The sequence below is a fragment of the uncultured Ruminococcus sp. genome, from assembly GCF_946415235.1.
Lineage (GTDB): Bacteria > Bacillota > Clostridia > Oscillospirales > Ruminococcaceae > Ruminococcus.
The window spans coordinates 1-8,292 of record NZ_CAMKRR010000121.1; the positions used below are offsets into that span (position 1 = coordinate 1).

At 48.2% G+C, this 8,292-nt stretch carries 10 protein-coding genes and 1 pseudogene; all 11 read right to left on the reverse strand.

From position 1 onward, the window contains the following. The coding region (gene argB / locus Q0R37_RS14115; RefSeq protein ID WP_294755201.1) for an acetylglutamate kinase at window positions 1–485 on the reverse strand (485 nt) is incomplete at its 3' end. Window positions 486–501: 16 nt separating this feature from the next. Beyond that, window positions 502–1,158 carry a hypothetical protein gene (locus Q0R37_RS14120; protein ID WP_294755203.1) on the reverse strand — a complete coding sequence of 219 codons (657 nt, stop codon included), beginning with the start codon at window positions 1,156–1,158 and terminating at the stop codon, window positions 502–504. A gap of 27 nt (window positions 1,159–1,185) precedes the next feature. Then, window positions 1,186–2,019, reverse strand: coding sequence for a DUF308 domain-containing protein (locus Q0R37_RS14125; protein WP_294755204.1), 834 nt, complete (start codon window positions 2,017–2,019; stop codon window positions 1,186–1,188). A gap of 31 nt (window positions 2,020–2,050) precedes the next feature. Then, window positions 2,051–3,346 carry a bifunctional glutamate N-acetyltransferase/amino-acid acetyltransferase ArgJ gene (gene argJ, locus Q0R37_RS14130; RefSeq protein WP_294755205.1) on the reverse strand — a complete coding sequence of 432 codons (1,296 nt, stop codon included), beginning with the start codon at window positions 3,344–3,346 and terminating at the stop codon, window positions 2,051–2,053. Then, entirely contained in the window at window positions 3,333–3,758 is a 426-nt protein-coding gene (locus tag Q0R37_RS14135; RefSeq protein ID WP_294755207.1) for a contact-dependent growth inhibition system immunity protein, read from the reverse strand. The genes argJ and Q0R37_RS14135 overlap by 14 nt, the downstream gene beginning before the upstream one ends. 33 nt (window positions 3,759–3,791) lie before the next feature. Further along, a complete protein-coding gene (gene argC / locus Q0R37_RS14140) occupies window positions 3,792–4,745 on the reverse strand; it encodes an N-acetyl-gamma-glutamyl-phosphate reductase (protein ID WP_294755208.1) in 954 nt (317 codons plus the stop codon). A 107-nt stretch (window positions 4,746–4,852) separates the two neighbouring features. Beyond that, window positions 4,853–5,107 carry a hypothetical protein gene (locus tag Q0R37_RS14145; RefSeq protein ID WP_294755209.1) on the reverse strand — a complete coding sequence of 85 codons (255 nt, stop codon included), beginning with the start codon at window positions 5,105–5,107 and terminating at the stop codon, window positions 4,853–4,855. Between the two features lies 1 nt (window position 5,108). After that, window positions 5,109–6,488 carry an argininosuccinate lyase gene (gene argH / locus Q0R37_RS14150; RefSeq protein ID WP_294755210.1) on the reverse strand — a complete coding sequence of 460 codons (1,380 nt, stop codon included), beginning with the start codon at window positions 6,486–6,488 and terminating at the stop codon, window positions 5,109–5,111. A 147-nt stretch (window positions 6,489–6,635) separates the two neighbouring features. After that, on the reverse strand, window positions 6,636–7,079 hold the full coding sequence (locus Q0R37_RS14155) for a nucleoside deaminase (RefSeq protein WP_294755211.1): 444 nt from the start codon (window positions 7,077–7,079) through the stop codon (window positions 6,636–6,638). Between the two features lies 1 nt (window position 7,080). After that, window positions 7,081–7,497: a GNAT family N-acetyltransferase gene (locus Q0R37_RS14160; RefSeq protein ID WP_294755212.1), complete on the reverse strand. Its 417-nt coding sequence runs from the start codon at window positions 7,495–7,497 to the stop codon at window positions 7,081–7,083. 160 nt (window positions 7,498–7,657) lie between these two features. Then, window positions 7,658–8,292: pseudogene (locus tag Q0R37_RS14165) on the reverse strand (argininosuccinate synthase domain-containing protein); the annotation flags it as partial.

Genomic DNA, 8,292 nt, shown 5'->3' on the forward strand with positions numbered 1-8,292 from the left:
GCGTCTGTGATAGGCTTTGTGTTGACCTTTGTTATCTCGCCTACCCAGCCCAGGTCCTGACCGTCGTCGGTCTTTTTCTTTTCGGCTACGAGCATTTCGCCGTCTATACCGCAAAGTCCCACAGCGCTGCCCTTATGCTGTGCAAGGAGCTGTACAAGCTCTTTGTTTACCTTGCCCGAGAGCACCATTTTTACCACGTCAACGGTGGCGTCGTCAGTATATCTCAGACCGTTCACGAAGCGGCTCTCGATGTTGAGCTTCTTGAGCATATCGCTTATCTCGGGACCGCCGCCGTGTACCAGCACCACCTTCACGCCTACCAGCGAAAGGAGGACGATATCCGTCATTACGGCGTCCTTGAGCTCCTTGTTGGTCATGGCGTTTCCACCGTACTTGATAACAAGTATCTTGTTATTGTACTTCTGTATGTAGGGCAGGGCGTCGATAAGCACCTGCGACTTGTCATTATTTGATATCTTTTCCATTTTCCTTACTTCCTTTTTAACATTGAGATTGATTGAATTCGCAGTTATCTATAGCATTATCGAGTATGTTTTTCACACTATAAGGGTCTTCCACGTCCGGAATAATGACCTGCAGGAGTAACCCTGTTGCGATAACTTTTCCTTTATTTTCGTTGCCTATAACAACCTTTGTTTTTTTAATATCTTCTAAACGCACCTCATTGAATTGTGAATATGCATACTTAACAAGTCTTCTGTCAGTTATAGCATAACTCACATTTTTGTTGCCTTTTTCCGCATACCATATTAAAAGCACCAATACTGCAGCCACCAAAATGAACTTAAGTACATTCATAATCACTGAAGCAAAACAAAATAAAAACACACCGATAAATGACAATGTTAAACTGACGAAAATGAGCAAAATAACTCCGATAGGTGTCTTGATTGCCGATATTAATTTAGCATATTGCATTTCCCTTGCTGAGCTTTGGGGTTCATCACTTTCCGCAGGGAATTGAGCAGAGGCGTTGCCATTGCCGCTGCACATTGACCACAGTATTACCTCGCCTTCTTCAAGAAAAGGCTGAAAGATACGCTTCGCATCATCGGTATTTGTTCCCTGATTATACCCGTAATCATCGCTTTGACGGTAATTGCCGAAACCGTCATATTCATCTTTTTTTCCGAACATCGCCTCACCGCCTTTTCAGATACCGTGTCAATTAAAATTATTTGTTTTTGCTCTCAGGATAGCGTCCTCTATTATCTGCTTTACTCTTTCGGGATTTTCTACAGCAGGAGAAAAATAGTAATTCGAACTGCCGCTTTTTATGTCTGAAGCTCTTCTGTTCAGGTCAAAGCTTACAGACTGTTCGTCCAGCATAAGCTGCAGTCTTCCCATATTGCCTTTTTTCGATACAACGGATATATCCTTTATTGTATTCAGCCATATATTCTGAGAGGTGTTGTACACACGAACTATCAGTCTCCGATCAGTCACTGCCATAAAGCCGTTATCGTCCTTTACAAGCAAAGCAATACCGATAATCAAAAGTACTATGCCCACAACAGCACCTATACACGTGAACATAAATATTAATCCTATTATTATAAATACGATCGGCATAGGATTGACCGTGATCTCTTTATGCGGCTTTTCATTCAGCTGTTCGAGACTGCCCTTTCCGCCTGCCCACAGGAGATGCTCGCCCTGAGCAAGATACGGTGCGAAAACGGCTTCCAGATCAGTATTGCCTGCATAGGACTGCCGCTGAGCAGCCGCCTTGTCATAGGGGCGCTGTTCGTAGTCCGCGTCGTCGTAGGTCTGTTCGTGACTGTGATCGCATTCCCTTACTTCGGTGACGTTCTGATAAGTCTGCTCGTGATCGTGCCTGCACTCCCACAGGTCGTCCATGTCCTCATAGGTCTGCTCATGGCTGTGGGTACACTCCTTGCGGTAATCATGTGACGGAGCTATATAGTCATCATCATATTTACTTGCATACTTTTCATTATATTCATCGTAGTCTTCATCTCTTCTTCTGCCGAACACACGATCACCCCCCATATCATCCAGCTATGTATCAGCTTCTGTAATCGCCGTTTATCTTTACGTAGTCATAGGTGAGGTCGCAGCCCCATGCGATGGCTCTGCCCTTTCCGTCACCCATGGAAATGAGTATCTGTATCTCTTCGTCCCTGAGTATGCGCTTTGCAAGCTCCTCCGAGAACTCTATAACATTGCCCTTGCGTCCGAGAGGAAGAACTCCGCCGCTTGAAGCCATTTCAACGTCTACCTTTGAGATGTCAAAGTTAGCGTCCGCATAGCCTACAGCACAGTAAATCCTGCCCGCATTGGCGTCCTCGCCGAATATCATAGCCTTGATAAGGCTCGAACCGATAACGGACTTAGCAACCTTTTCTGCGATCTCGTCGCTGTCAGCTCCTCTTACGCAGCACTCAACGAGCTTTGTAGCTCCCTCGCCGTCTCTTGCCATTTTTCTCGCAAGGTTCATGAGTATGCCGTAAAGAGCGTGTCTGAACTTCTCGAACTCGCTGTTTTCCTCGGTAACGGTCTCGTTTCCTGCCTCTCCCGAAGCCATGATGCATACCATATCGTTTGTGGAGGTATCTCCGTCAACACTTACTCTGTTGAGAGTTACCCTGATTATATCATCAAGGGCGCGCTGCATCATTTCGGGAGTTATATCCGCGTCTGTAGTAAGGAACGTAAGTGTAGTAGCCATATTCGGGTGTATCATTCCGCTGCCCTTGAGCATACCGCCCAGAGTGCAGGTCTTTCCGCCCAGCTCGAACTGTACGGCTATTTCCTTTTCCTGAGTATCCGTAGTCATGATAGCCTCAAGAGCGCGCTTGTTGCCGTCATAGGTAAGTCCCTCTGCAAGACCGTCCATAGCCTTTTCGATAGGTTCGATGGGAAGGACCTGTCCGATAACACCTGTGGAAGCAACGATAACGTCGTTTTCGTCTATGCCGAGAGTCTTTGCCGCAAGCTGACACATTTTTGTGGCCTTTTCAACGCCGTCGGGATTGCAGGTGTTGGCGTTTACCGAGTTTACGATAACAGCTCTTGCCTTACCGTTTCTCAGATGCTCCTTTGTTACGAGTATGGGAGCTCCCTTTACCTTATTCGTGGTATATACAGCAGCAGCGCTGCACTCCTTGTCCGCGACGATAAGTGCGAGATCGTTTTTCTTTTTTGCTGTGGGAATGGCATTGTTTGCGGCAGCATTAGCCTCTGTCATATCCCCGAGGGGCTTGTGCGCCAGTCCGCACTGCACTCCGTTTGCTCTGAATCCCTTTGCAGCACATACACCGCCCTCTACAAAGGTGAGTCCTTTAAGTTCAACAAGCTTCATCAGTTTCCTCCTTGATCTTCTGTGCGAATTTCGCAACAATATCTATATATTCATTTTTTTCGTCCTCAGAAGCCCAGTGATGCGCCTTTGCCATGATGCCTGCCTTTTCGAGAACAGGCTCCATCTGCGTATAGAAAAGTCTCAGGTACTTTTCCTTGCCCGCATAAAGGTTGAACATCAGCTGTCCCTCGAACATTTCGCCTACAAAAGGATCGTCGCTGAGCATTTCGATAGCTCTTTTTATGGCAACGCGCGAGCATATCTTCTGACGGAGCATCCTGCTCACGTCGGATACATTCAGCTGATCCTTCGTTTTTTCCATTATGGTATTGAACCATTCGTCAACGGTATAGTCTACACCGTCGTCCTCGATAAGATCGTACTCATAGATCTCCCTAAGTGTCTTGCTCATTTTACTTTCCCCCCAGAAAATAATTGTAATAGCTCATATTAGTCCTGTTGTTTCGTCTATTCCCATCATTATGTTAAGGCACTGTACCGCAGCACCGCTTGCTCCCTTTCCGAGATTGTCAAGGCGAGAGCAAAGAAGTATCTGTTCGTCATTGCCAAAAACAAACACCTGTAATTTGTTCTGTCCGCTGAGTGTGTTTGACGCAAGGAAGAAGCTCTTCTGCTCCTCCGCGGACATGAGCGGCATCACCTCTATCATATTTGCGCCTGCGTAGTGCTTTGCATACATCTCATGCACCTGCTGTGCAGTCACTTTCCTGTCAAGAGTTCTTGTCTGCAAAGGTACGCTCACTACCATGCCGCTGAAGTAGTCGCACACCATAGGATTGAACATAGGAGTGTATGTCAGTCCCGACACCGCTTTCATCTCGGGCAGATGCTTATGCTGCTGAGAGAGGGCGTACTGTCTCGGGCTGTTGAATTCAAAGGGCTTGTCCTCGCCCTCGTATACTGCTATAGCCTTCTTGCCCGCTCCGCTGTAGCCCGAAGTAGCGTAGGCGAACACGGGATAGTCCGCAGGGATTATGCCGTTGTTCACAAGAGGATACACTATGGAAGCAAATCCGCTGGCATAGCAGCCCGGAACAGCGACCCTGTTTGAAGTCTCTATCTTTCTCCTGTGCTCGGGAGAGAGCTCGGGGAAGCCGTAAGCCCAGTCGGGATTTGTGCGGTGAGCCGTGGAAGCGTCGATGATACGCACATGGTCGTTATCCTTGTCTATAAACGATACAGCCTCTATGGAAGCGGCATCGGGCAGGCAGAGAAATACATAGTCTGCGCTGTTGATAAGTCTTGCACGTTCGGCCGGGTCTTTTCTCAGCTCCTCGCTGATCTTCATTATCTCAAGGTCTTTTCTTTCCTTGAAGCGCTCCTGTATCTTAAGGCCCGTAGTGCCTTCCTGACCGTCAATGTATATTTTTACTGACATTGTAAATTCCTCCGTTTTGACTTAGAACTAAGACCTAAGATCTGAGAACTAAGACTATTTATTTCAAACCAAATCGTATCAGAAACCAAGTTCTTTGTTCTAAGCTCTTAGTTCTTTTCCTTCCGCTTATTGACCTTGCGCTCGTATTTCTCGCGCTTTGGGTCTGTAAGTCCCGATCTGTCCTCTATCATCGAATGCCATATGCTCAGTCCCAGCGTTATGGCAGCGACCACAGCGAACCATACTATATGGGTCCTCGGCCTTACTGCCAGCCACAGCCCCATTATTATCTCACCTACTACCCATATCACTCCCATGAATATGGACAGTCCTATGATAAAGGTTATATCCTTTTTCTTCATTTCAGAGTCCCAGCGCCTTTTCTGCAAGAGCTATCTGTTCCTTTACAGCGTCAGGGGACGGACCGCCCTCGGACTTGCGCTCGCGGACGCAGGTATCAAGACTTATAGCCTCGTAAACGTCCTCAGCAAAGAGGTCTGTCATTGCCTTGTAATCGTCAAGGGGCAGAGTTTCAAGAGTGAGCCCCTTCTGTATGCACTGTGCAACGAGAGTACCTGTTATCTTGTATGCGTCACGGAAAGGCATACCCTTCTTCACAAGGTAGTCGGCGCAGTCCGTAGCGTTTATGAAGCCTCTTGCGGCAGCGTTCCTCATGTTATCCTTGAGAACGCGCATAGTGGCAAGCATGGGAGTGAAGGTCTTTACGCAGAGCTTTACGTTGTCAACTGCGTCGAATATAGCTTCCTTGTCCTCCTGCATATCCTTATTGTATGCAAGGGGCAGTCCCTTCATCATTGTGAGGAGGGTCATGAGGTCGCCGTTGACTCTGCCCGTCTTTCCGCGGATGAGCTCCGTAACATCGGGGTTCTTTTTCTGCGGCATTATGGACGAGCCTGTAGCGAATGCGTCGTCAAGCTCAACGAACTTGAACTCCCACGAGCACCAAAGGATTATTTCCTCGGAAAATCTTGAAAGGTGTGTCATGAGCAGCGACAGAGCGCAGTTCAGCTCAACGCAGTAATCCCTGTCCGCAACTCCGTCAAGGCTGTTGGGCATGGGAGCTGTAAAGCCGAGGAGCTCCGAGGTCTGCTTCCTGTTTGTTTTATAGGTAGTACCTGCAAGAGCGCCGCTGCCGAGAGGGCAGTAGTTCATTCTCTTTGCGGTATCCTGCAATCTTTCCATATCGCGGAGAAGCATCCATACATAAGCCATAAGGTGATGTGCGAGAGTTATGGGCTGAGCTCTCTGCAAGTGGGTATATCCGGGCATTACGGTCTCGGTGTGCTCCTTAGCCATTTTCACGAGAGTAACGGCGAGCTCCTTTACCATAGCGTATATCTCGTCTATCTCGTCGCGGAGGTAAAGTCTGAGATCAACTGCCACCTGATCGTTTCTCGAACGTGAGGTGTGGAGTCTCTTTCCCACATCGCCGAGGCGCTTTGTGAGCTCAGCTTCAACGAACATATGGATATCCTCCGCATTTGGGTCTAGCTCAAGTTTTCCGCTGTCGATATCGGCAAGTATGCCTTTCAGTCCCCCGATAATTTCGAGACTGTCCTCTTTTGTGATTATGCCGCAGTCTCCCAGCATAGTGGCGTGGGCGATACTGCCCTGTATATCGTGGCGGTACATACGACCGTCAAAGGCAATGGAAGAGTTGAAGGCGTTGACTCCTGCGTCAACCTGCTTTGAAAATCTTCCTGCCCACATCATATCTGCCATAGTTTATTTCTCCTTAACGTTTGTTGAAACGATTGTAGGGAACGCCGCCCTCGGCGTTCCGCACATAAGTCCGTATTGTAGGGGCGAACAGCGTTCGCCCGCAATTTATACGTTCACTGACGGGCGCACAGTGTGCGCCCCTACAGGTCAATAATTCTTCTTGTGCCTCAAAGCCTGATACTCGGCGAATACTTCAAGACATTCCTCACGGTGGAGCTCCTCGGAGATATCTTCGGGAGCCTCATAAAACACCTTGTCGCGGAAGCCTATCCTGTCGGTATCGTTTATATTGCAGCCGTAATAGACCTTTTTGATATTCGCCCACATTATCGCTCCCGCACACATGGGGCAGGGCTCCGCGGTAGTGTAGAGCTCACAGCCTTTGAGGTCGTGAGTGCCGAGATTTTTACAGGCGTCCCGTATAGCCATTACCTCGCCGTGACAGGTGGGGTCGTGTCTTTTTACGACTTCGTTGTGTCCTCTGCCGACAATTTTACCGTCCCTTACGATAACGCAGCCGAAGGGACCGCCGTGACCTGCATTTATGCCTGTACGAGCCTCGTCAATGGCTGTTTCCATGAATTTATCCATATTATTTTACGTATTTGTTGCGGTAAACAAGGTCGGGTCTTGTGGTGAAGCCGATGTGCTCCCAGAAGCCGTTGCCCAGCTCGTTATACTCAAAAACAACGAGAGCCGTTTTCTGTATGCCCTCCTTTTCGAGAGCCTCCATAGCGTGATTTACCAAGTCCTCGCCTATGCCGCATTTCCTGTACTCGGGAGCAACTACAACATGGTGAAAGAATCCGCGTCTGCCGTCATGACCTGCCAGTATAGTACCGATTATCCTGTCGCCGTCCACAGCCACAAAGCTTGTAGCGGGATTGCGCTTAAGATATCTTGTGAAGCCTTCCTCGCAGTCGTCCACGGGATTAGTGCCTTCATGTTCCTTCCATACCTCCTCAACGCCTTTCCAGTCGTTGATGGTCATGAGCCTTATCTTCACCATTGTAATTCTCCTTTCCTTCAATTCATAATTCATAATTATTGATTCGGAATACACTTCAATTATGCATTACGCATTACGAATTATGCATTATAAAAAAATCGTAACAGGCAGGAGAAGGCTCCCCTGCCTGAAACATTTACATATCTGATAGAAACAGCTTTTACTTGTTGTTTCTCTTCTTGTCAAGCTGAGCTCTTACCTTTATCGGGAGACCGAAGAGGTTGATGAAGCCTGCTGCGTCAGCCTGATTGTATACCTCGTCCTCATCGAATGTAGCAACTTCCTCATCATAGAGTGTATATGGTGAAGTTACGCCTGCATTGATGATGTTGCCCTTGTAGAGCTTGAGCTTTACGTCACCTGTAACTCTCTCCTGAGTCTTGCTTACGAAAGCGCTCATAGCCTCGCGGAGAGGTGTGTACCACTGACCGTTATATACGATATCTGCAAACTTGATGCTGAGGTACTGCTTGATACGTGCAGTCTCCTTGTCAAGAGTGATAGTCTCGAGAACTTCGTGAGCGTGATAGAGGATAGCGCCGCCGGGAGTCTCATATACGCCTCTTGACTTCATACCAACGAGACGGTTCTCAACGAGGTCTGCAAGACCGATGCCGTTCTCACCGCCCAGCTTGTTGAGAGCTGATACCATCTCAACGCCGTTGAGTGTCTTGCCGTCAAGCTGTGTGGGAACGCCCTTCTCGAAGTGGAGTGTGATATATGTGGGCTTGTCGGGAGCGTCGATAGGTGATACGCCCATTTCAAGGAAGCCCTTCTTCTCGTACTGAGGCTCGT